Origin of the sequence: Pseudomonas sp. 34 E 7 (genome assembly GCF_900005715.1) — a bacterium.
GTDB lineage: Bacteria > Pseudomonadota > Gammaproteobacteria > Pseudomonadales > Pseudomonadaceae > Aquipseudomonas > Aquipseudomonas orientalis_A.
Genome location: NZ_CVTX01000194.1, coordinates 4,856 through 24,739, shown reverse-complemented (window position 1 = coordinate 24,739; position 19,884 = coordinate 4,856). Strand labels below are relative to the sequence as shown.

Genomic DNA, 19,884 nt, shown 5'->3' with positions numbered 1-19,884 from the left:
CCTCCCACATTTGGACCTCGGAGCGTCAGGTAGATACGCGTTAGCTCCCTCGCCACAGGTGCGGTGTCGCACCAAAATTGTGTAGATACCTATGCTCATCGGGGGCAAGCCCCCTCCCACACAAGCCCCTGATAATCAGTGCTTGCTCTGGTCATCCGGCATGGCCAGCAGTTGCTTTTCCTGGTTCCAGTCGAACGGTTCGTCGTTCAGCTCGGCTTCATAGCGACGTTCTTCAAGGGCCTGGTACAGGTCCAGTTCTTCGTCGGGCATGAAATGCAGGCAATCACCGCCAAAGAACCACAGCAGATCGCGCGGCACCAGGTGGGCGATCTGCGGGTAGCGCAGGATGACCTGGCTCATCAGGTCCTGGCCCAGGTACTGGCTTTCGATGGGATCGACGGGCAGCAGGGCGCGCAGTTCGTCGAAACGTTCCAGAAACAGCGAATGGCTTTCCTCGGGTACCTGTTCGGCTTCGCCGACGGCAACCAGGATGCTACGCAGGTGGTCGAGCAAGGCGAGATGATCGGCAACGACGTTGGACACGAGATAAGTCCTCTAAAGCAAAAACGGGCGCGAGAGTATATGCCTCTCGCGCCCGTTTTTATATGACCGCCGGTATCAGCGGACTTTACCCTCAGCCTGCATCAGCTCGTCCTTGCTGAAATCATCCACGTCGATCACCTTGCGACGCGCCGCTTCGGCGTCGCGCAGGGTTTGCGCTTCGGCCGGTTGCAGCACGCCGGCGTGCAGCGCGGCGTCGATGGCGGACTCACCGGCAGTCGGTTTGACCTGTCCGCTCTTGAGCGCGGTGTGCAGTTTTTTCTGCAGGGGATGGCTGGCGCCGAGCAGGTCATAGGCGTGTTGCAGCGCGCCCACCGGATCTTCCGCCGATTGTGGGCGATAGCAGCCCGCCAGCAACTCTTCCAGGGTCGGGTCGCCCTTGGCGCGGCCGATCACGGCGGCAACCTCGGCATCCAATGCATCGGATGGCCCGGTATGACGACGCCCGAACGGGAACACGATCACCCGCAACAGGCAGCCCAGGATTTTATTCGGGAAGTTGCTCAGCAGTTCATCCAGCGCACGCTCGGATTGGCCAAGGCTTTCCTCCATGGCCCAGGCGAACAGCGGTTCCAGGTGGTCCGGCGAATCCAGGTCGTGGTAGCGCTTGAGCGCCGCCGAGGCCAGGTACATGTGGCTCAGCACATCACCCAGGCGCGCCGACAGGCGTTCGCGGCGTTTCAACTCGCCGCCCAGCAGCATCATGCTCAGGTCCGCGAGCAGGGCGAACGCGGCGGCCTGGCGGTTCAGCGCGCGGAAATAACCCTGGCTCAGACGGTTGCCCGGGGCCTTTTCGAAGTGACCGATGCCCAGGTTCAATACCAATGTACTGGCGGCGTTGCTCACGGCGAAACCGATATGTTGCATCAGCAGGCCATCGAACTCCTTCAACGCCTGGTCATGGTCTTCACGACCGGCCAGGGCCATTTCCTTGAGCACGAACGGATGGCAACGAATCGCACCCTGGCCGAAGATCATCAAGTTGCGCGAGAGGATATTCGCGCCTTCCACGGTGATGAAGATCGGCGCGCCTTGCCAGCTGCGGCCCAGGTAGTTGTTCGGGCCCATGATGATGCCCTTGCCGCCATGTACGTCCATGGCATGGCTGATGCACTCGCGGCCGCGTTCGGTGAGGTGGTACTTGAGGATCGCCGACAGCACCGAGGGTTTTTCGCCCAGGTCCACGGCATTGGCGGTGAGCATGCGAGCGCTGTCCATCAGCCAGGCGTTGCCGCCGATGCGTGCCAGGGCTTCCTGGATACCTTCGAAGGCTGACAGCGGCACGTTGAACTGTTCACGGACCTGCGCGTATTGGCCGGTCACCAGGCTGGTGAACTTGGCGGCGCCGGTGCCCACCGCAGGCAGGGAGATTGAACGACCCACGGACAGGCAGTTCATCAGCATCATCCAGCCCTTGCCGAGCATCTCCTGGCCACCGATGAGGAATTCCAGGGGAATGAAGACGTCCTTGCCCGAATTCGGCCCATTCATGAACGCGGCGCCCAGGGGCAGGTGACGGCGGCCGATTTCCACACCCGGGGTGTCGGTAGGGATCAGCGCAAGGCTGATGCCCAGGTCTTCTTCGTCGCCCAGCAGATGATCCGGGTCATGGGCCTTGAATGCCAGGCCGAGCAAGGTCGCGACCGGGCCGAGGGTGATGTAGCGCTTTTCCCAGTTCAGGCGCAGGCCGAGGGTTTCCTTGCCTTCCCACTCACCTTTGCAGATGACGCCGGTGTCGGGCATGGCGCCCGCATCGGAGCCGGCCAGCGGGCCGGTCAGGGCGAAACACGGAATATCGTCGCCACGCGCCAGGCGCGGCAGGTAGTGGTTGCGTTGTTCGTCGGTGCCGTAGTGCAACAGCAACTCGGCGGGGCCCAGGGAATTGGGCACCATCACGGTGGACGCCAGATCACCGCTGCGGGTGGCCAGTTTCATCGCGACCTGGGAGTGGGCATAGGCGGAGAAGCCCTTGCCGCCGTATTCCTTGGGAATGATCAGGGCGAAGAAACCATGAGTCTTGATGTGCTCCCAGGCCGCAGGGGGCAGGTCCATGGCCTGGCCGATTTCCCAGTCGCTGACCATGGCGCAGAGCTCTTCGGTGGGCCCGTCGATGAACGCCTGTTCTTCTTCAGTCAATTGCACCTTGGGGTAGGCCAGCAATTTGTCCCAGTCAGGACGCCCGCTGAACAGTTCGCCGTCCCACCACACGGTGCCCGCGTCGATCGCATCGCGCTCGGTTTCGGACATCGGCGGCAGGACTTTCTGGAACCAGCTGAACAGCGGCTTGGTGAAGTATTGGCGGCGCAGGTCGGGCAGCAACAGCGGCAGGGCCACGACGGCGATCAGCACCCAGAAAATCAGCAGCAGCCAACCCGGGGCGTGGCTCCAGGCGCCCATCGCCAACAGGTAGACGGCGACCACACCCAGGGCAGGCAGGGGCGCAGTGCGCCGGTGTGCCAGGTAGGCAATGCCGACCACCAGAACCAGTATCCACAACAACAGCATATTCAATCCTCCGTGAAACCAGGGCGAAACCACCAGGGAGCTTAGACGGCGTCCGGCCAAGCGGGGTGATCAGGGTGTTACAAGTTTGTACTGGGGACAGCCATCAGTGCGCTATGTAGCTGAGTACCGCTTCATCGCCAGCCTCTTCATCAGTGACCGCCCTGTGGTGGTGGAGTTCGCCCCGAGACGTCGCGGAACCCATGGGGATTTATATGACCGGTCAGTCTTCGCCGTGCAATCGGTGAGACTGTGCGTTGCGCTGACTCAATGCCGGGCGCCATGCAGAGTGATTCAAGCCGCGCCTGAACCGGCGTATGCTGCGGCGTTCATCAAGCCATGTTCAACAACGATAAGGCGCGGTCATGCTGAAAATCTGGGGTCGTAAAAATTCATCAAACGTCAGGAAAGCACTGTGGTGCGCCGAGGAGCTCGGCCTGGACTATGAGGCAATTGATGCGGGCGGGGCGTTTGGTGTGGTCGACACCCCGCAATATCGGGCCTTGAACCCCAATGGCCGGGTGCCGATGATTGAAGATGGCGACTTTGTACTGTGGGAATCCAACACCATCGTGCGCTACCTGTGCGCCAAGCACGCGTCGGAATTTTACCCCAGTGACCTGCAAATCCGGGCCGGCGCCGAGAAGTGGATGGACTGGACCACCTCGACGCTCGCCGATCCATTCAAGGCAGTGTTCTGGGGCATCCTGCGTACACCCGCCGAAAAGCGCAACTGGGACGGTATCAACGCCGGGCGCCAAGCCTGCATCGATGCGCTCGACACCGTTGAACAAGCCCTGGCTGCGCAACCCTACCTTAGCGGCCAGGCGTTCGGCATGGGCGATATCCCACTGGGCTGCTTCATCTACGCCTGGTTCGAAATGCCCATCGAACGCCCGTCAATGCCTAACCTGGAAGCCTGGTACCAGCGCCTGCAACAACGTCCGGCCTACCGCAAAGCGGTGATGACCGCGTTGACTTAATACACACTATTAATACGGGTGACTGTACTTGTGCAGCGCGGGCACGCACCATGCTCGCACCTCATCGCAGGTTGAACTACCTGCGGTGTGCCCTCATCTATTGTTTCTATTCTTTTCTTTGGTGCGTAATCAGATATGAGTTCCGCTCTGTCCATCCGGCAGCTAACCAAAACCTACGGCAACGGTTTCCAGGCCCTGAGTGGTATCGATCTGGACGTTGCCGAAGGTGACTTCTTCGCCTTGCTCGGCCCCAACGGTGCCGGCAAATCCACCACCATCGGTATCCTCTCGACCCTCGTCAACAAGACCAGCGGCACGGTGAATATCTTTGGCCATGACCTGGACAAGTCCCCGGCGGCGCTCAAGCGCTCGATCGGCGTGGTGCCCCAGGAATTCAATTTCAACCAGTTTGAAAAGACCTTCGACATCGTCGTGACGCAGGCCGGCTACTACGGCATCCCGATGAAAGTCGCCAAGGAGCGCGCCGAGCAATACCTGACCCAATTGGGCCTGTGGGACAAGCGTGACGTGCCTTCGCGCTCGTTGTCCGGAGGCATGAAGCGCCGCCTGATGATCGCCCGTGCGCTGGTGCATGAGCCGCGCCTGCTGATCCTCGACGAACCCACCGCGGGTGTGGACATCGAGTTGCGTCGTTCGATGTGGACCTTTCTCACCGAGCTGAACGAGAAGGGCATCACCATCATCCTCACCACGCACTATCTCGAGGAAGCTGAACAGCTGTGCCGCAATATCGGCATCATCGACCACGGCACCATTGTCGAGAACACCAGCATGCGTAACCTGCTGGGCCAGCTGCATGTGGAAACCTTCCTGCTCGACCTGAAGAACAATCTGTCGGCGCCGCCGCAACTGTTGGGCTACCCAAGCCGTCTGGTGGACAGCCACACGCTTGAAGTCCAGGTGGACAAAGCCATGGGCATCACTGCGTTGTTCAGCCAACTGGCGACTCAGAACATCGAGGTAACGAGCCTGCGTAACAAAACCAATCGCCTTGAGGAGTTGTTCGTGTCCCTGGTGGAGAAAAATCTGGCGAAGGTGGCGGTATGAGTTCCGAACTGCAACCCAACCTCGTCGCGCTGCAGACCATCGTCTACCGCGAGGTGAAGCGCTTTACCCGAATCTGGCCGCAGACCCTGCTGCCACCGGCGATCACCATGGTCCTGTACTTTGTGATCTTCGGAAACCTGATCGGTCGGCAGATCGGTGACATGGGTGGCTTCACCTACATGGAGTACATCGTGCCGGGCCTGATCATGATGTCGGTGATCACCAACTCCTACGGCAACGTGGTGTCGAGTTTCTTTGGCAGCAAATTCCAGCGCTCCATCGAAGAACTGATGGTTTCACCGGTGTCGCCGCACACGATCCTGATCGGCTACACGTTGGGCGGCGTGCTGCGCGGCTTGATGGTGGGCGTGATCGTGACCTTGCTGTCGTTGTTCTTTACCCACCTGCAAGTGCATCACCTGGGGGTCACCATTCTGGTGGTGGTACTGACGGCAACGATCTTCTCGCTGCTCGGCTTCATCAACGCGGTATTTGCGCGCAACTTCGATGATATTTCGATCATCCCGACGTTCGTGCTGACGCCGCTGACCTACCTGGGCGGGGTGTTCTACTCCATCACGTTGCTGCCGCCGTTCTGGCAGACCGTGTCCCTGGCCAACCCGGTGCTGCACATGGTCAACGCCTTCCGCTACGGCATCCTGGGAGTGTCGGATATCAAGATCAGCGTGGCGATCACCTTCATGATCGTTGCCACCATCGTCTTGTACGTCGGATGCGCGCGATTGCTGGTGAGCGGGCGTGGGATGCGGACGTAATACTGGTTAAACGCGGTTGAAAATGTGGGAGGGGGCTTGCCCCCGATAGCGGTGTGTCAGCCAGCTTATCTGCAGCTGACACACTGCCATCGGGGGCAAGCCCCCTCCCACATTTGGTTTTGTGTCAGGCCTTCAGACTTGCAGTGCAAGGTCGATCAGGGCATGCAGCTCTTCGACGCTCAGGGGCTCTGTCGAAAACAGAATACGAAACACCGTGGGCGCCGCGAGCAGGTTGATCAGGCGGTCCACGCTGGGGGCTGCCTGCTCCGGGTAACGATCGACAATGACCTGCAATTGCCCGCTCAAGATACTCACGCAATACCCCGGCGTCAGGCTGCACTGCACGTCGCGCATCATGTTGCGCCCGGGCTCCGAACTCATTTCGTCCAGGTATTGCTCAGCCCAGGCCAGCAGGTCGCCGCGCAGGCTGCCGGTAGTGGCCGGCTCGGTGTCCGGGCGCATGCGTGCCAGGGCTACGTCAGCCAGCACGGCGGAGAGGTCGCCCCAGCGACGGTATATGGTCGAGGGGGTGACGCCCGCGCGTGTCGCAATCATCGGTACGGTGATGGTGGCGCGTTCATGGGCCTGCAGCAGTTCGCGGACGGCCGAATGCACCGATTCTTGTACCCGGGCACTACGGCCCCCCGGGCGAAGGCCTTCTTTGATCGCCATGGATAAAACCTTAACACAAAGAATTTGCTTTAAGCGTCGACGGGTAGCACACTTCACAAAAGCAAAATATTAGCTTTAGCGGAGCGTGCCTATGTCAAGCAAGCCTATGTCCAGCAAGCCTATGCCCAGCAACCTTTCTCAACGTTCCAGCCTGACATTCCTGGTCATCACCGTACTGACCTTTCTCGCCGCCTCCAGCGCGCCGACGCCCCTGTATCAGGTGTATCAGGACAACCTGCATTTCTCCGCAGCGATGCTGACGCTGATCTTTGCCGTGTATGCCGTGAGCCTGCTGGCGGCGCTGCTGACGGTGGGCTCGCTGTCGGATTATGTCGGGCGCAAGCCGGTGATTTTCGTCGCGTTGGTCCTGAATATCGTGGCGATGCTGCTGTTTATCAACGCCGACAGCACCGCCTACTTGATTGCCGCGCGCGCGCTGCAAGGTTTCGCCACCGGGACGGCGACGGCAGTCCTGGGTGCGACGTTGCTTGACACCGACCGCCTGCGCGGGCCGATGCTCAACAGTCTCGCGCCCATGCTGGGAATGGCCAGTGGCGGCCTGGGCAGCGGTTTGTTGGTGGAATACGCACCGTGGCCGACCCAACTGATCTACTTCGCCCTGCTCGGATTGATGGTGCTTCAGGCGTTGTATGTCTGGCGCTTGCCGGAAACCGTCAGCCGCATTCCGGGGGCCTTGAAGTCCCTGGCGCCGACTCTGCATGTACCGAAGCAGGCACGCCGTGCCCTGGCCTTGGCCATGCCGCTGAATGTGGCGGTATGGGCGTTGGGAGGGTTCTTTTCATCCCTGGCGCCCTCCCTGGTGCGGGCCGCGACGGGGTCGACGTCGCACCTGATCGGCGGTGGCCTGGTGGCGGTGATCACCCTCAGTGGTGCGGTGATGATCTACAGCCTGCGCGAGCACCCTGCGGACAAGGTCATGCGGCTGTCGGCGGTACTGCTGGCGACCGGCGTGGCGCTGTTGCTGGTGGCTGTGCAAAGTGCCAGCCTGTGGCTGTTCTTTGCGGCCAGTGTGGTTGCCGGCCTGGGTTTCGGCGGCGGGTTCATGGGCAGTGTGCGCAGCATCGTAGGGTTGGCGTTGCCTCACGAGCGAGCGGGGTTGATGTCGGCGTTCTATGTATTGAGTTACCTGGCGTTCTGCCTGCCGGCGCTGTTGGCCGGTAACCTGAGTCGCGAATTCGGTTTGATCGCGACCACGGATGCGTACGGCGCGCTGATTATTCTGCTCGCCGTGGGTGCCTTGGCCGGACTGGCATGGCAGCGCACGCCAGTGCCGAACATCTGTAAAACAGATAACTGTTAGAGATATTACCCGTTATATAGATATTCGATACGCTTCTATGATGGCTGCAACCTCATGCGAGGAAGAGGATTGCCATCATGACCTGCTCGACAAGCATCAGCTATAAACCCTTCAGCCACCTGACCCGTCCCCGGGAAGTGATTCGCCAGTTCACCCCGAACTGGTTTGCCGCGACCATGGGGACCGGCGTGCTGGCGCTGGCCCTGGCGCAACTGCCGGTCAATCTGCCTGGTTTGCGTGCGGTCGCCGAAGGCCTGTGGATGTTCACCATCGGCCTGTTCGTCTTGTTCAGCGTGCTGTATGGCGCACGTTGGCTGATGTTTTTCCACGAGGCGCGGCGGATTTTCGGGCATTCCACGGTCTCGATGTTTTTCGGCACCATCCCCATGGGCCTGGCCACCATTCTGAATGGTTTGCTGCTGTTCGGCCTGCCGCGCTGGGGCAGTGCTGTGATTCCCCTGGCCGAAGCCCTTTGGTGGCTGGACGTGGCCATGGCGTTGGCCTGCGGTGTGTTGATTCCGTTCATGATGTTCACCCGCCAGGAACACAGCATCGACCAGATGACTGCGGTGTGGCTGCTGCCGGTGGTGGCCGCCGAAGTCGCCGCCGCCAGCGGTGGCCTGCTGGCGCCGCACCTGGCCGATGCCCATGGGCAACTGGTGATGCTGGTGACCAGTTACGTACTCTGGGCGTTCTCCCTGCCGGTCGCCTTCAGCATCCTGACCATCCTGATGCTGCGCATGGCCCTGCATAAACTGCCGCACGCCAATATGGCGGCATCGAGCTGGCTGGCGCTGGGCCCTATCGGCACCGGTGCCCTGGGCATGTTGCTGCTGGGCGGCGATGCGCCGGCGATCTTTGCCGCCAATGGCCTGCCGGGAGTTGGCGAAATGGCCAACGGGCTCGGCCTGGTGGCCGGCATCACCCTGTGGGGCTTCGGCTTGTGGTGGATGTTGATGGCGGTGTTGATCACCCTGCGTTACCTGCGCGGCGGTATTCCGTTCAACCTGGGCTGGTGGGGCTTTACCTTTCCGCTTGGGGTTTACGCGCTGGCCACGCTCAAGCTTGCCAGCGTGCTGCACCTGGGGTTCTTCAGCGTATTGGGCAGTGTGCTGGTGGTGGCTCTTGCGCTTATGTGGCTGATCGTGGCCACACGCACGGTGCAGGGCGCCTACAAAGGCGAGCTTTTTGTTTCGCCATGCATTGCGGGGCTAGCGAATAAGTAAGCGGGATTAGGTAAAGTCGTGGCCTGACTAATAACAGGCCACGCAGGAACACGGACGATGAGCCACCCCTCACAATTCACCTTGCTGCGCACACGGCGTTTCCTGCCGTTTTTCATCACCCAACTTTTGGGCGCTTTCAACGACAACATCTTCAAGCAGTCGCTGATTCTGGCGATTCTCTACAAGCTCAGCATCGAGGGCGACCGTTCCATCTGGGTCAACCTGTGCGCCTTGCTGTTCATCCTGCCGTTTTTCCTGTTCTCGGCGCTGGCCGGGCAGTTTGGCGAGAAATTCAATAAGGACGCGTTGATCCGCGCGATCAAGCTCGGTGAAATCGTGATCATGGCCGTGGGTGCCACCGGTTTTCTCTTCAATCACCTGGAATTGATGCTGTTGGCACTGTTCGCCATGGGCACCCACTCGGCGCTGTTCGGCCCGGTGAAATATTCGATCATGCCCCAGGCCCTGCATGACGATGAGTTGGTCGGCGGCAACGGCCTGGTGGAAATGGGCACGTTCCTGGCGATTCTTGCCGGCACCATCGGCGCGGGCATCATGATGTCGTCCACCCATTACGCGCCGGTAGTGGCCGTGGCGATTGTCGGCGTGGCGGTACTGGGGTACCTGGCCAGCCGCAGCATTCCACGGGCGGCGGCCTCCACGCCGCAATTGCGCCTGGACTGGAATATCTTCACCCAATCCTGGGCCACGTTGCGCATGGGCCTGGGGCAGACCCCGGCGGTGTCGCGGTCCATCGTCGGCAATTCATGGTTCTGGTTCGTCGGCGCGATCTACCTGACCCAGATTCCGGCCTACGCCAAGGAATGGCTGTATGGCGATGAAACCGTCGTGACCCTGATCCTCACCGTGTTCTCGGTGGGGATCGCCCTGGGCTCGATGCTCTGCGAAAAGCTCTCGGGACGTAAAGTGGAGATCGGCCTGGTGCCGTTCGGCTCGTTCGGCCTGACGGTGTTCGGCCTGCTGCTGTGGTGGCACTCCGGCGGCTTCCCCCAGAATATCCAGGCCAACGACTGGCTGGCGGTGCTCGGCTACGGGCAGGCCTGGTGGGTGTTGTTCGATATCCTCGGCCTGGGCGTGTTCGGCGGCTTTTACATCGTGCCGCTGTACGCGCTGATCCAGTCGCGCACCGCCGAAAACGAGCGTGCGCGCGTGATCGCGGCCAACAACATTCTCAATGCACTGTTCATGGTGGTGTCGGCCATCGTGTCGATCCTGCTGCTGAGCGTGGCCAAGCTGTCGATCCCCGAGTTGTTTTTGGTGGTGTCGCTGCTCAACATCGCGGTCAATACCTACATCTTCAAGATCGTGCCCGAGTTCACCATGCGCTTCATGATCTGGCTGCTCAGCCATTCCATGTACCGCGTCGAGCACCGCAATCTGGAACGGATTCCGGATGAAGGCGCGGCCTTGCTCGTTTGCAACCATGTGTCGTTTGTCGATGCGCTGCTGATTGGTGGCGCAGTGCGTCGGCCGATTCGTTTTGTCATGTACTACAAAATCTACCGTTTGCCGGTGCTCAACTTTATCTTCCGCACCGCCGGAGCGATTCCGATTGCCGGGCGTCACGAGGACATCCAGATCTACGAAAAGGCCTTCGCGCGGATTGCCGAGTACCTGAGGGATGGCGAGCTGGTGTGCATCTTCCCGGAAGGCAAGTTGACCGGGGATGGCCAGATGAATGAGTTTCGCGGTGGCGTGACGCGCATTCTGGAAGAGACGCCGGTGCCGGTGATTCCGCTGGCGTTGCAGGGGCTGTGGGGCAGTTTTTTCAGTCGCGATCCGAACAAGGGGTTCTTTCATCGGATCTGGTCGCGGGTGGTGCTGGTGGCGGGGGAGCCTGTTCGTACAGAGGACGCGACGCCTGCGCAGTTGCAGGCTGTGGTCGGTGTTCTGCGGGGGAGTGTCAGGTAGTTCTGTGCTGGAGGGACTGGCCTCATCGGGGGCAAGCCCCCTCCCACTTTTGATTTGTGAACGCATTCAAAATGTGGGAGGGGGCTTGCCCCCGCTGGCGGTAGCGGCCTAAGCGCTGATCTTGAGTCCAATCAGCCCGCAAATGATCAACGCCACGCTGGCCAACCGAAACAACGCCATGGACTCCCCAAACAGAATAATCCCGGCGATCACCGTGCCCACCGCACCCACGCCGGTCCATACGGCGTAGGCGGTGCCCAGCGGCAGTTCCTTCACCGCCAGCCCCAGCAGGCCAAGGCTGATGGCCATGGCGGCGACCGTGAGTACGGTGGGCAGGGGCTTGCTGAAGCCGTCGGTGTACTTCAGGCCGACGGCCCAGCCGACTTCAAACAATCCGGCGAAAAACAGAATGATCCAGGACATGATGACCTCGCTTTTTCAGGCGGGGTCGTCCCCGGGTTCAACGCGCATTGGCGTCGCGGGGTCGTCCCCGCGAGGTGCCAAGAGTGCCGAACATGGGCCGGTCGATCAAGTGGGCGGGGTATTCTCCAGCGCGCGGCGATCTTCCTTCTCGCTCATGCGTCGAAAGTAAGTCGAGAGCAACGCCCCGGAAATATTGTGCCAGACGCTGAACAGCGCACTGGGCACCGCCGCCAGTGGCGAGAAGTGCGCACTGGCCAACGCGGCGCCGAGCCCGGAGTTCTGCATGCCCACTTCCAGCGCCAACGACTTGCGTTGCGCCAATGGCAACTTGAACAGGCGCCCGGTGAAGTAGCCGAGCAGGTAGCCGAAGCTGTTGTGCAGCATCACCACGGCCATGATCAACAGGCCCGACTCGGCAATCTTCGCCTGACTGGCGGCGACCACGGCGGCCACGATGATCACAATGCTGACCACCGAGACCAGTGGCAGCACATCGACCGCATGACGAACCCGATCACCCAGCAAACGTTGCGCGACTACGCCGAGCACGATCGGCAGCAGCACCACTTGCAGGATCGACCAGAACAGCTCCATGAACGACACCGGCAGCCAGGCCGAGGCCAGCAGCCAGATCAGCGCCGGGGTGAGCAGCGGGGCGAGGAGGGTGGTGACGGCGGCGATGGCCACCGACAGTGCCAGGTCGCCACGGGCCAGCCAGGTCATTACGTTGGATGAAGTACCGCTTGGGCAGCAGCCCACCAGAATCACGCCAACGGCAATTTCCGGCGGCAGGTGAAAGACCTGGCACAACAACCACGCCACGCCGGGCATGATCACAAAATGCGCGACCACGCCCAGGGCGACGCGCCACGGATGGCGGGCGACCTCGGCGAAGTCTTCGAGTTTCAAGGTCAGGCCCATGCCGAACATCACCAGGCCCAGCAGTGGGACGATGGCGCTTTTCAGGCCGAGGAACCAGCTGGGTTGGAGAAATGCGACGACGGCAAAGATCAACACCCAGTAGGCGAAGGTATTGCCGACGAAGCGGCTCAAGGCGGCGAGTGCGCGCATGGAAGGTTTCCTTTCTTGTTCGATTTTTGAATTGGCAATGCAATCAAAAGTGGGAGGGGGCTTACCCCCGATGGCGGTGTATCAGCTAATGGATTTTTGACTGATACACCGATATCGGGAGCAAGCCCCCTCCCACATTTTGACTTTCACATGGCTTAGATGCCTTGTGGGGTCTCTTCACCGCCGAGTGCTTCCACCAACGCCGGCAGGAATTCGCCGAAGGTCAGCATCATCAGGGTAAAGCTGGCGTCCAGTTGGCCCAGGGCTTCGTCGCCGCCGTCCTGTTCGGCCTGGTCCTGCAGCAAGTCTTCGAACTTCAGGCGCTTGACGGTCATCTTGTCGTCGAGCATGAAGGACAGCTTGTCCTGCCAGGCCAGGGACAATTGGGTCACGACTTTGCCGGTGGTCAGGTGCAGCTGGATTTCTTCGCCGGTCAGGTCCTGGCGCTTGCAGCGCACGATCCCGCCGTCTTCGTGGGTGTCGCGCAGTTCGCATTCGTCGAGCACGAAGAAGTCGGCCGCCGGTTTCTGGGTGGTGACCCAGTCGGTCATGATCGCCGTCGGTGCGGTTTTTACGGTCAGTGGGCGCACCGGCAGGGTGCCGATCACTTCGCGCAGGGTGGAGAGCAAGTCTTCCGCGCGTTTCGGGCTGGCCGAGTTCACCAGGATCAGACCCTGTTTCGGCGCGATGGCGGCGAAGGTCGACGAGCGACGAATAAAGGCGCGTGGCAGGAAAGCCTGGATGATTTCATCCTTGATCTGGTCGCGTTCCTTTTTATAGACCTTGCGCATTTGCTCGGCCTCGATTTCCTCAACCTTCTCTTTAACCGCGTCGCGTACCACGCTGCCCGGCAGGATGCGTTCTTCCTTGCGCGCGGCGATCAGCAGGAAATCCCCGCTGACGTGGACCAGGGGCGCGTCTTCACCTTTACCAAAGGGTGCAACGAAACCGTAAGTGGTCAGTTCCTGGCTTGCACACGGGCGCGCCAGTTTGGTGGCCATGGCCGCTTCCAACGCCTCGGCATCAACAGGCAGATCTTGGGTCAGGCGATAGATAAGCAGGTTCTTGAACCACATGGGGTGAGTCTCTCCTCTATACAAAGGGGGGCATTATTCTCTTGATCACGCCGCAGGCCAACCCTGCGTAAGCCATTGGAAGGGCTGAAAAAAAAGATTTAAGAAAGTGCTTGCCAGACCTGGGAGCGCTCCGTAGAATGCGCGCCACACCGAAACGAAGGGTGATTAGCTCAGCTGGGAGAGCATCTGCCTTACAAGCAGAGGGTCGGCGGTTCGATCCCGTCATCACCCACCATTCGCTTCATGTGTTACGCGCAGCGGTAGTTCAGTCGGTTAGAATACCGGCCTGTCACGCCGGGGGTCGCGGGTTCGAGTCCCGTCCGCTGCGCCATATTCGGTAACCTGGAATGCTGAACGCCAGGTCACCACGGAAAGCCCGCTCATTGAGCGGGCTTTTTATTGCCCGCAATATGGCGAAAAATCGTGCGGTAAACTTTTTTTAAATAAAGTGCATTTAAATCAAGACATTACGGTTTTTTGGTGTATGATGCGCCCACACCGAAACGAAGGGTGATTAGCTCAGCTGGGAGAGCATCTGCCTTACAAGCAGAGGGTCGGCGGTTCGATCCCGTCATCACCCACCATTCGCTTCACGTGTTACGCGCAGCGGTAGTTCAGTCGGTTAGAATACCGGCCTGTCACGCCGGGGGTCGCGGGTTCGAGTCCCGTCCGCTGCGCCATATTCGGCAACCTGGAACACTGAACGCCAGGTCGCCACAAGAAGCCCGCTCATTGAGCGGGCTTTTTTTCGTCTGCACAATTGTGCTGCAATTGCATCTCCAGCCACGGTTTCCAGTCAGACAATCAAGTTGCGCCGCCAGAGCAGCAGCGAATGCTGCTCTGGCGTGACGCACGCTCAACCGATTTGACTCGCCGACTCCACCGCCGTTTCAGGCTTCCTGCTACGTGTCAGCTGATAAGCAATGGCCAGCCATATGAACCATCCGGGCATGACCATCAAGGCAACGCGGGTGTCAGGTCTCAATGCCAGCAGGCAGAGAACGAAGCCCATGAACGCCAGTGAGAGCACTGCCATTGGGATGCCGCCCGGCATCTTGTAGGCAGATTTAGCGTGAAGCTCAGGACGCTTTTTGCGATAGGCAATGTAGGACGCGAGGATGGTCGACCAGGTGAATATCACCAGAATCGCCGACACCGTGGAAACGATGGTGAATGCGGTCATGACTTCTGGAACGATGAACAGCACAAGTACACCCACCAGCATCAATAATGTCGTGAAGGCCAGGCTCAGCAGAGGCACGCTATTGCCCGATAGCCGCCGAAAAATACCCGGAGCATTGTCTTGATTGGCCAGCCCGAACAGCATACGGCTTGATGAGAATACGCCACTGTTGGCCGAGGAAGCGGCGGATGTCAGAACCACGAAGTTAACGATGCCGGCTGCTGCGGGAAAGCCTGCGACGAGGAACAGTTCGACAAAAGGACTTTTCACAGGTGAAACCTGCTGCCAGGACGTCACGGCAATAATGCAGCCCAGTGCCAACACGTAGAACAGGATGATTCGCAGCGGAATCGAGTTGATTGCCTTGGGTAGGGTCTTCTCCGGAGATCGGGTTTCTGCCGCTGCGGTGCCGATCAGTTCGGTGCCGGCAAAGGAGAATATCGCCATCTGAAAACCGGCGAAAAAACCCAGCAAGCCATTCGGGAATGCCGCCTGTTTATCCACCAGGTGACCCAGGGACGCGGTAACGCCACTGGGGGATACGAACGAGCTGGCAATCATCACGAGGCTGACGCCAATAAGCGTTACGACGGCGATGATCTTGATGATCGCGAACCAGAATTCGACCTCACCGAAAAGCCTGACCGTCAGCACGTTCAAGGCAAACAGGGTCGCCAGCATCCCGATAGCCGGTATCCAGGCAGGCAGTTGGGGGAACCAGTACTGGAAAAAGCCGCCCACGACAACGGCATCGCCGATCACTGCAACGCTCCAGCTCAGCCAATACGACCAACCGAGAAAAAATGCGGCGCGAGGCCCCAGGTAGGCGCCGGCGAAATCCGCAAAGGTCTTGAAATTCAAATTCGATAACAGCATTTCGCCCATGGCGCGCATGACGAAATAAACGAACAGGCCGATGATCATGTAGATGAGGATGATCGAGGTGCCGGAGAGGGCGATGATCTTTCCGGAGCCCATGAACAAACCCGTGCCAATGGCTCCGCCCATGGCCATTAACTGGATGTGACGATTGCTGAGCGTGCGCTGCAGCGCAGGCTGCTCAGCCCGCTCTGATGAATTCGATTTCATTTCAAAACCTCTTGATCTTATGTTTTTGAGTTTTGGCAGAAAAATGGGTATCCAGCGCCACTGTCAGGATGCAATGGCGGGTGACGGTGTTGTTTTATTGGGGCAGTGACGGCCCGCTGCAGATGCCTTGGGGCGTCACTCGCAGATCAACTGGCCGTGCGCAGAGGGGCGGCTTTGGTGGGTTGCTGATCAAGCATCTGGAACAGGTTTTTTATATTTTCAGGCGTGGGTACCAGGTGGATGTGCCGGCCGACTTGATGTTCGTGCGCCATCACCTGCAGGTAGCGAAGCGATGAGAAATCCTCGAGGGCAAAGCCCACTGAATCGAATACCGTCACCTGTTCATTGTTCTCGCGTCCCTGGACGTCGCCTTGCGCAATCCGGAAAAACTCGATGACGGGTGAGTCGGCCTCCAGTTGCTGAATATCACCTTCAATCCGCGTTTGAGGTTCAAACTCCACGATGACCCGAGCGTTGCGCAGGATGTCGGCGTGCAGTTCGGTCTTGCCCGGGCAGTCGCCGCCGACGGCATTGATATGCATACCGGGCTCAATCATCTCGGACGTCAGGATCGTCGCGTAGGCCTTGTCGGCGGTAACGGTGGTGACAATGTGCGCGCCCTTGACCGCCTCCTGTATGGAGTCGGCGTGAATCACTTTGATCGTCGGGAAAGCCGCCAGGTTGCGCAGCAGCTTGAGTGAGGCGTCGCGATCAATATCGAAGATGCGAATTTCATTGATGCCCAGCATTTCGTGGAAGGCCAGCGCCTGAAACTCGCTCTGAGCACCATTGCCAATGAGCGCCATCGAGGTTGCCCCAGGACGGGCAAGCGCACGCGCGACCAGTGCCGAGGTTGCCGCGGTGCGCACAGCAGTGGTCAGTGTCAGCTCGCTGAGCAGGGTTGGATAGCCACTGTGGACATCGGCCAGCAGACCGAATGCCATCACCGTCAGCAGGTTCTGCTGACCATTGTCCGGGTGGCCATTCACGTACTTGAAGGAGTACTGCTTGCCATCGTCGGTAGGCATCAGCTCGATCACACCATTTGCGGAGTGATTGGCCGTGCGCGGCGACTTGTCAAACTGCGCCCAGCGTAAATAGTCTGCTTCGATGTAGGTGGCCATCTCACGGATTGCCCGGCGGATACCAATCTTGGCGAACAGGCGTGCGGCATCATCGACATCCAGGAAGAGCGTCATTTTTTATTCTCCAATCTATCCAGTTACGCGTTGTAGAGTCAGGGGGATCAGGCGCGCTTGCTCTCGAAGCCATGCAGTACGTTCACCGCATTGATGCCGATTTCATCGACCATGTAGCCGCCTTCCATCACAAAGAGGGTGGGGCAACCCACACTCGCTATCAGCTCGCCGATCCCGATGAAGTCCTCGCTTTCCAAAAGGAAGTGGCTGATCGGGTCGTCCTTGAAAGTGTCGACGCCCAGTGAGATCACCAGTACTTCTGGCGCGAACTGCTGAAGTTTTCCGCAGGCATGAAGCAGGGCGTCGCGGTAGCGTTCCCAGGCGGTGTTTTTCGGCAATGGATAGTTGAGGTTGAACCCTTCGCCGTGGCCGGCGCCGATTTCATCGCTGAACCCCGAATAGTAGGGATAGGACACGGCCGGTTCGCCGTGCAGCGAGATAAACATCACGTCATTGCGCGGGTAAAAAATGTTCTGGGTACCGTTGCCGTGATGAAAGTCGACATCGAGTACCGCGACACGTTTGGCGCCCTGAGTGATTGCCTGCTGTGCAGCAATGGCCGCATTGTTGAGATAGCAGTAGCCCCCCATATATTCACGCGCCGCGTGATGGCCCGGCGGACGACACAGGGCAAAGGCACTGTCGTGGCCTTCGTCAATAAGTGCCAGCCCCGTCAGGGCGATATCGGCACTGGTCTTGACGGCCTGCCAGGTCGTGGCGGTGATTGGCGAGCCGGCATCCATTGCGAAGAAACCGAGTTTGCCGTCAATGAATGTCGGCACTTGATCGTTGGCCAAGTCACGTACAGGCCATACCAGTGGCAGGGCGTCATGGGTGCGTCCTGTGGCGCACCACTGCGACCAGGCGCTTTCCAGGAAGCTCACATAGCGTTCGCTGTGGGCGTTGACGTAACACGAGCGATCAAACACGCGCGGTTCGACTATCCGGCCAAGGCCTGTTTGCTTGACACGGTTGTAAACGGTGTCGGCCCGACTGGGCTGCTCAAACGACGGCTTGAGCACGCCATCCTTCAACTCGGTGCCATGGTGCAGACGGTGGGAATCACTGAAAACTGTAAACATTCTGCGCATCCGTTAATGTGAGCCAGTGCAAATATTCTGTTCTGGTCGGGACGCGATTTCTTTGCTTTGTCTTCATGCTTAAGGATATTTATCGGGCGATTTAACTCAGGAACAGCGTAATGAAGAAAAATATATCCAGGCGCATCAGCCTCGACGAGACCGATCTGGCCATTCTTGAGTTGTTGCAGGAGGACGCGAGCATTTCCAATGCCGAACTCAGTGAGCGGCTTTCATTGAGCCTCACGCCTTGCTGGCGACGGCGCAAGAGAATGGAAGAGGCGGGCGTGATCAAGGGTTATCAGGCAACGCTGGATCGAAGAATGCTCGGGCTGGATATCATGGCGTTCGTGCACATCCGCTTTTCCACCCATGCCGATCATGCGCCGGATGCCTTCGAGGCAGTGATTGCGCAATTGCCGCAAGTATTGGCCTGCCACAAAATCACCGGAGACGCCGATTACGTGCTTCAAGTGTTGGCAGAGGATCTCGACAGCTATAGCGACTTTATCGAGCAAGTGCTGAGGCGCCAGGTCGGTATTGCGTCTATTCAGTCGAGTCTGGCGTTGCGTGAAATCAAGACCGGTAGTCGCATTGCCATACCCAAATTGAGCAAGGGTTAATCGGGATGGGCACCGCACTACGCTCGGTGTGCAGTAGAGCAATCGGGGAAATTGAAGGCAAAGGCAGCGTTCGGTTCGCGTCACATTGCAACGGGAGGGGCGTCATGCAGCACCTGGATCACTTATCCTTGCACTTGTTCATTCTGCTCTGTGAAGAGGGCACGATTGCACGCGCCGGCGAGCGGGCATTCATTAGCCGATCGCCTGGGTCACCAGCGCAAATTCGGTGACCCCGGCGCTTGATTGGGGCGGTATCCCCCGCACCATGCGTGGCGCGTTATCTACGCACGGCAGCCCGAGGTTCTCCAGCCAGTCGGCCAACCCGCATGCGCTGGGAATATCGAAGCGCACGAACGCGCCCGGGATCAACCGAAGAAGGTGAGTGATCAAGTGTCGGGCCTGCTCCGGGTGGTGCGCGACGACGGGGCCAATGAGGTGGCCGCGACCAAATTCGCGGAGCATGGCGCACCCCTGCAGGTGCCCCTCTACCTCGATGCCCACCACATGCTCGGCCGTCGGTAGCAGGTCGTTGAGTACGCCGGTGCGGTCCAGCCCGCTGCCGGCGTTGGCCAGTTCGATCACCTTCGGGTAGTCGACTCGGCTCACTACGCGACATTGCCCGTGGCGGCTCGCGGGCAAGGGCTCCGGCATCTGCGGCACGCCCTGATATTGCTGAATCCGTGCAAATTCAACGAATCCCATGCTGGCGTACAGCGGCGCGCCTGACTCGGTGGCATTGAGGATCGGCGTGCGTGGGCCCACGGCGTCCAGGCACAGATTCATCAAGCGCCGTCCGATGCCTTTGCTCCGGTGCTCATGACTGACGATCACCAGGCCGATGGACGAATAGGCCCCCTGATGACAGGCGAATGCGATGCCTGCCAAGACACCGTCCTGTTCGGCGACGAAGCCTTCGGAGATACGCTGCACCATCGCCCAGTCCTCCTCGCGATGAGGCCATTCAAGGTGCACGGAGAGTGCATGGGCGGCGGGCAGGTCGGCGGCGGTTGCCGGGCGATACAGGTAAGCGGGACTCACATCGGTTTCCTCTGCTGGCATGCAGGCACTGCGCCTACGGCGCGTTGCGGCTGTGGCGGTAA

Annotated in this window: 17 protein-coding genes, 4 tRNA genes and 1 pseudogene; 12 read left to right on the top strand and 10 right to left on the bottom strand. The window is 59.7% G+C overall.

Going from position 1 to position 19,884, the window contains the following annotated elements; translation table 11 throughout:
- Positions 1–135: 135 nt before the first annotated feature.
- Both BFP96_RS28285 and BFP96_RS28280 read right to left on the bottom strand, forming a co-directional pair.
- Positions 136–543, bottom strand: coding sequence for a PA2817 family protein (locus BFP96_RS28285; RefSeq protein ID WP_065888196.1), 408 nt, complete (start codon positions 541–543; stop codon positions 136–138).
- Positions 544–618: 75 nt separating this feature from the next.
- Positions 619–3,066 carry an acyl-CoA dehydrogenase gene (locus tag BFP96_RS28280; protein ID WP_065893679.1) on the bottom strand — a complete coding sequence of 816 codons (2,448 nt, stop codon included), beginning with the start codon at positions 3,064–3,066 and terminating at the stop codon, positions 619–621.
- 362 nt (positions 3,067–3,428) lie between these two features.
- Here BFP96_RS28280 and BFP96_RS28275 point away from each other — a divergent pair, with 362 nt between their 5' ends.
- From BFP96_RS28275 to BFP96_RS28265, 3 genes are all read left to right on the top strand, one after another.
- A complete protein-coding gene (locus tag BFP96_RS28275; protein ID WP_065937442.1) occupies positions 3,429–4,046 on the top strand; it encodes a glutathione S-transferase family protein in 618 nt (205 codons plus the stop codon).
- A gap of 135 nt (positions 4,047–4,181) precedes the next feature.
- Positions 4,182–5,114 (top strand): ABC transporter ATP-binding protein, encoded by a 933-nt coding sequence (locus tag BFP96_RS28270; protein WP_065893681.1) that lies wholly within the window; start codon positions 4,182–4,184, stop codon positions 5,112–5,114.
- A complete protein-coding gene (locus BFP96_RS28265; RefSeq protein WP_065888200.1) occupies positions 5,111–5,890 on the top strand; it encodes an ABC transporter permease in 780 nt (259 codons plus the stop codon). The genes BFP96_RS28270 and BFP96_RS28265 overlap by 4 nt, the downstream gene beginning before the upstream one ends.
- Positions 5,891–6,022: 132 nt before the next feature.
- Here the strand turns inward: BFP96_RS28265 and BFP96_RS28260 are convergent, their stop codons facing one another.
- Entirely contained in the window at positions 6,023–6,562 is a 540-nt protein-coding gene (locus BFP96_RS28260; RefSeq protein WP_065893682.1) for a TetR/AcrR family transcriptional regulator, read from the bottom strand.
- A 121-nt stretch (positions 6,563–6,683) separates the two neighbouring features.
- Between BFP96_RS28260 and BFP96_RS28255 the strand changes: the two genes are divergently transcribed.
- The 3 genes from BFP96_RS28255 to BFP96_RS28245 all read left to right on the top strand — a co-directional run bounded on the left by BFP96_RS28255 (position 6,684) and on the right by BFP96_RS28245 (position 11,041).
- Positions 6,684–7,883: an MFS transporter gene (locus BFP96_RS28255; RefSeq protein ID WP_065937447.1), complete on the top strand. Its 1,200-nt coding sequence runs from the start codon at positions 6,684–6,686 to the stop codon at positions 7,881–7,883.
- A gap of 77 nt (positions 7,884–7,960) precedes the next feature.
- Positions 7,961–9,109, top strand: a complete 1,149-nt coding sequence (locus BFP96_RS28250) for a TDT family transporter (RefSeq protein ID WP_065937441.1) — start codon at positions 7,961–7,963, stop codon at positions 9,107–9,109.
- Between the two features lie 57 nt (positions 9,110–9,166).
- Positions 9,167–11,041 (top strand): MFS transporter, encoded by a 1,875-nt coding sequence (locus BFP96_RS28245; protein ID WP_065893684.1) that lies wholly within the window; start codon positions 9,167–9,169, stop codon positions 11,039–11,041.
- Between the two features lie 108 nt (positions 11,042–11,149).
- Here the strand turns inward: BFP96_RS28245 and sugE are convergent, their stop codons facing one another.
- The 3 genes from sugE to rdgC all read right to left on the bottom strand — a co-directional run bounded on the left by sugE (position 11,150) and on the right by rdgC (position 13,611).
- A complete protein-coding gene (sugE, locus tag BFP96_RS28240) occupies positions 11,150–11,464 on the bottom strand; it encodes a quaternary ammonium compound efflux SMR transporter SugE (protein WP_065888204.1) in 315 nt (104 codons plus the stop codon).
- A 105-nt stretch (positions 11,465–11,569) separates the two neighbouring features.
- Complete coding sequence (locus BFP96_RS28235) at positions 11,570–12,535, bottom strand: bile acid:sodium symporter family protein (RefSeq protein ID WP_065893685.1); 966 nt, start codon at positions 12,533–12,535, stop codon at positions 11,570–11,572.
- A 155-nt stretch (positions 12,536–12,690) separates the two neighbouring features.
- Complete coding sequence (gene rdgC / locus BFP96_RS28230) at positions 12,691–13,611, bottom strand: recombination-associated protein RdgC (protein ID WP_065937440.1); 921 nt, start codon at positions 13,609–13,611, stop codon at positions 12,691–12,693.
- Positions 13,612–13,770: 159 nt separating this feature from the next.
- Here rdgC and BFP96_RS28225 point away from each other — a divergent pair.
- The 4 genes from BFP96_RS28225 (at position 13,771) to BFP96_RS28210 (ending at position 14,291) form a co-directional block, all read left to right on the top strand.
- A tRNA-Val gene (locus BFP96_RS28225) sits at positions 13,771–13,846 on the top strand.
- 19 nt (positions 13,847–13,865) lie between these two features.
- Positions 13,866–13,942, top strand: a tRNA-Asp gene (locus BFP96_RS28220).
- A gap of 177 nt (positions 13,943–14,119) precedes the next feature.
- Positions 14,120–14,195 (top strand) — tRNA-Val (locus tag BFP96_RS28215).
- Positions 14,196–14,214: 19 nt separating this feature from the next.
- Positions 14,215–14,291, top strand: a tRNA-Asp gene (locus BFP96_RS28210).
- A gap of 176 nt (positions 14,292–14,467) precedes the next feature.
- Here the strand turns inward: BFP96_RS28210 and BFP96_RS28205 are convergent.
- From BFP96_RS28205 to BFP96_RS28195, 3 genes are all read right to left on the bottom strand, one after another.
- Positions 14,468–15,883, bottom strand: coding sequence for an amino acid permease (locus BFP96_RS28205; protein WP_065937439.1), 1,416 nt, complete (start codon positions 15,881–15,883; stop codon positions 14,468–14,470).
- Positions 15,884–16,029: 146 nt separating this feature from the next.
- Entirely contained in the window at positions 16,030–17,082 is a 1,053-nt protein-coding gene (locus tag BFP96_RS28200) for an ornithine cyclodeaminase (protein ID WP_065937438.1), read from the bottom strand.
- 47 nt (positions 17,083–17,129) lie between these two features.
- Positions 17,130–18,164, bottom strand: coding sequence for a histone deacetylase family protein (locus BFP96_RS28195; RefSeq protein WP_065888209.1), 1,035 nt, complete (start codon positions 18,162–18,164; stop codon positions 17,130–17,132).
- 119 nt (positions 18,165–18,283) lie between these two features.
- Here BFP96_RS28195 and BFP96_RS28190 point away from each other — a divergent pair, with 119 nt between their 5' ends.
- Both BFP96_RS28190 and BFP96_RS31935 read left to right on the top strand, forming a co-directional pair.
- The gene (locus BFP96_RS28190) at positions 18,284–18,784 is read left to right on the top strand and encodes an Lrp/AsnC family transcriptional regulator (RefSeq protein WP_065888210.1); all 501 of its coding nucleotides are present in this window, start codon (positions 18,284–18,286) and stop codon (positions 18,782–18,784) included.
- Between the two features lie 104 nt (positions 18,785–18,888).
- Positions 18,889–18,987: pseudogene (locus BFP96_RS31935) on the top strand (LysR family transcriptional regulator); the annotation flags it as partial.
- Here BFP96_RS31935 and BFP96_RS28185 read toward each other — a convergent pair.
- Positions 18,977–19,843: a GNAT family N-acetyltransferase gene (locus tag BFP96_RS28185; RefSeq protein ID WP_065937437.1), complete on the bottom strand. Its 867-nt coding sequence runs from the start codon at positions 19,841–19,843 to the stop codon at positions 18,977–18,979. The pseudogene BFP96_RS31935 and the gene BFP96_RS28185 sit on opposite strands and share 11 nt — an antisense overlap.
- Positions 19,844–19,884 lie beyond the last annotated feature (41 nt).

What these genes read in the sequence shown, in the direction of transcription:
- BFP96_RS28280 (WP_065893679.1), bottom strand. Translation starts at nt 3,066, where the DNA reads ATGCTGTTGTTGTGGATACTGGTTCTGGTGGTCGGCATTGCCTACCTG.
- BFP96_RS28275 (WP_065937442.1), top strand. Translation starts at nt 3,429, where the DNA reads ATGCTGAAAATCTGGGGTCGTAAAAATTCATCAAACGTCAGGAAAGCA.
- BFP96_RS28270 (WP_065893681.1), top strand. Translation starts at nt 4,182, where the DNA reads ATGAGTTCCGCTCTGTCCATCCGGCAGCTAACCAAAACCTACGGCAAC.
- BFP96_RS28265 (WP_065888200.1), top strand. Translation starts at nt 5,111, where the DNA reads ATGAGTTCCGAACTGCAACCCAACCTCGTCGCGCTGCAGACCATCGTC.
- BFP96_RS28260 (WP_065893682.1), bottom strand. Translation starts at nt 6,562, where the DNA reads ATGGCGATCAAAGAAGGCCTTCGCCCGGGGGGCCGTAGTGCCCGGGTA.
- BFP96_RS28255 (WP_065937447.1), top strand. Translation starts at nt 6,684, where the DNA reads ATGCCCAGCAACCTTTCTCAACGTTCCAGCCTGACATTCCTGGTCATC.
- BFP96_RS28250 (WP_065937441.1), top strand. Translation starts at nt 7,961, where the DNA reads ATGACCTGCTCGACAAGCATCAGCTATAAACCCTTCAGCCACCTGACC.
- BFP96_RS28245 (WP_065893684.1), top strand. Translation starts at nt 9,167, where the DNA reads ATGAGCCACCCCTCACAATTCACCTTGCTGCGCACACGGCGTTTCCTG.
- sugE (WP_065888204.1), bottom strand. Translation starts at nt 11,464, where the DNA reads ATGTCCTGGATCATTCTGTTTTTCGCCGGATTGTTTGAAGTCGGCTGG.
- BFP96_RS28235 (WP_065893685.1), bottom strand. Translation starts at nt 12,535, where the DNA reads ATGCGCGCACTCGCCGCCTTGAGCCGCTTCGTCGGCAATACCTTCGCC.
- rdgC (WP_065937440.1), bottom strand. Translation starts at nt 13,611, where the DNA reads ATGTGGTTCAAGAACCTGCTTATCTATCGCCTGACCCAAGATCTGCCT.
- BFP96_RS28205 (WP_065937439.1), bottom strand. Translation starts at nt 15,883, where the DNA reads ATGAAATCGAATTCATCAGAGCGGGCTGAGCAGCCTGCGCTGCAGCGC.
- BFP96_RS28200 (WP_065937438.1), bottom strand. Translation starts at nt 17,082, where the DNA reads ATGACGCTCTTCCTGGATGTCGATGATGCCGCACGCCTGTTCGCCAAG.
- BFP96_RS28195 (WP_065888209.1), bottom strand. Translation starts at nt 18,164, where the DNA reads ATGTTTACAGTTTTCAGTGATTCCCACCGTCTGCACCATGGCACCGAG.
- BFP96_RS28190 (WP_065888210.1), top strand. Translation starts at nt 18,284, where the DNA reads ATGAAGAAAAATATATCCAGGCGCATCAGCCTCGACGAGACCGATCTG.
- BFP96_RS28185 (WP_065937437.1), bottom strand. Translation starts at nt 19,843, where the DNA reads ATGCCAGCAGAGGAAACCGATGTGAGTCCCGCTTACCTGTATCGCCCG.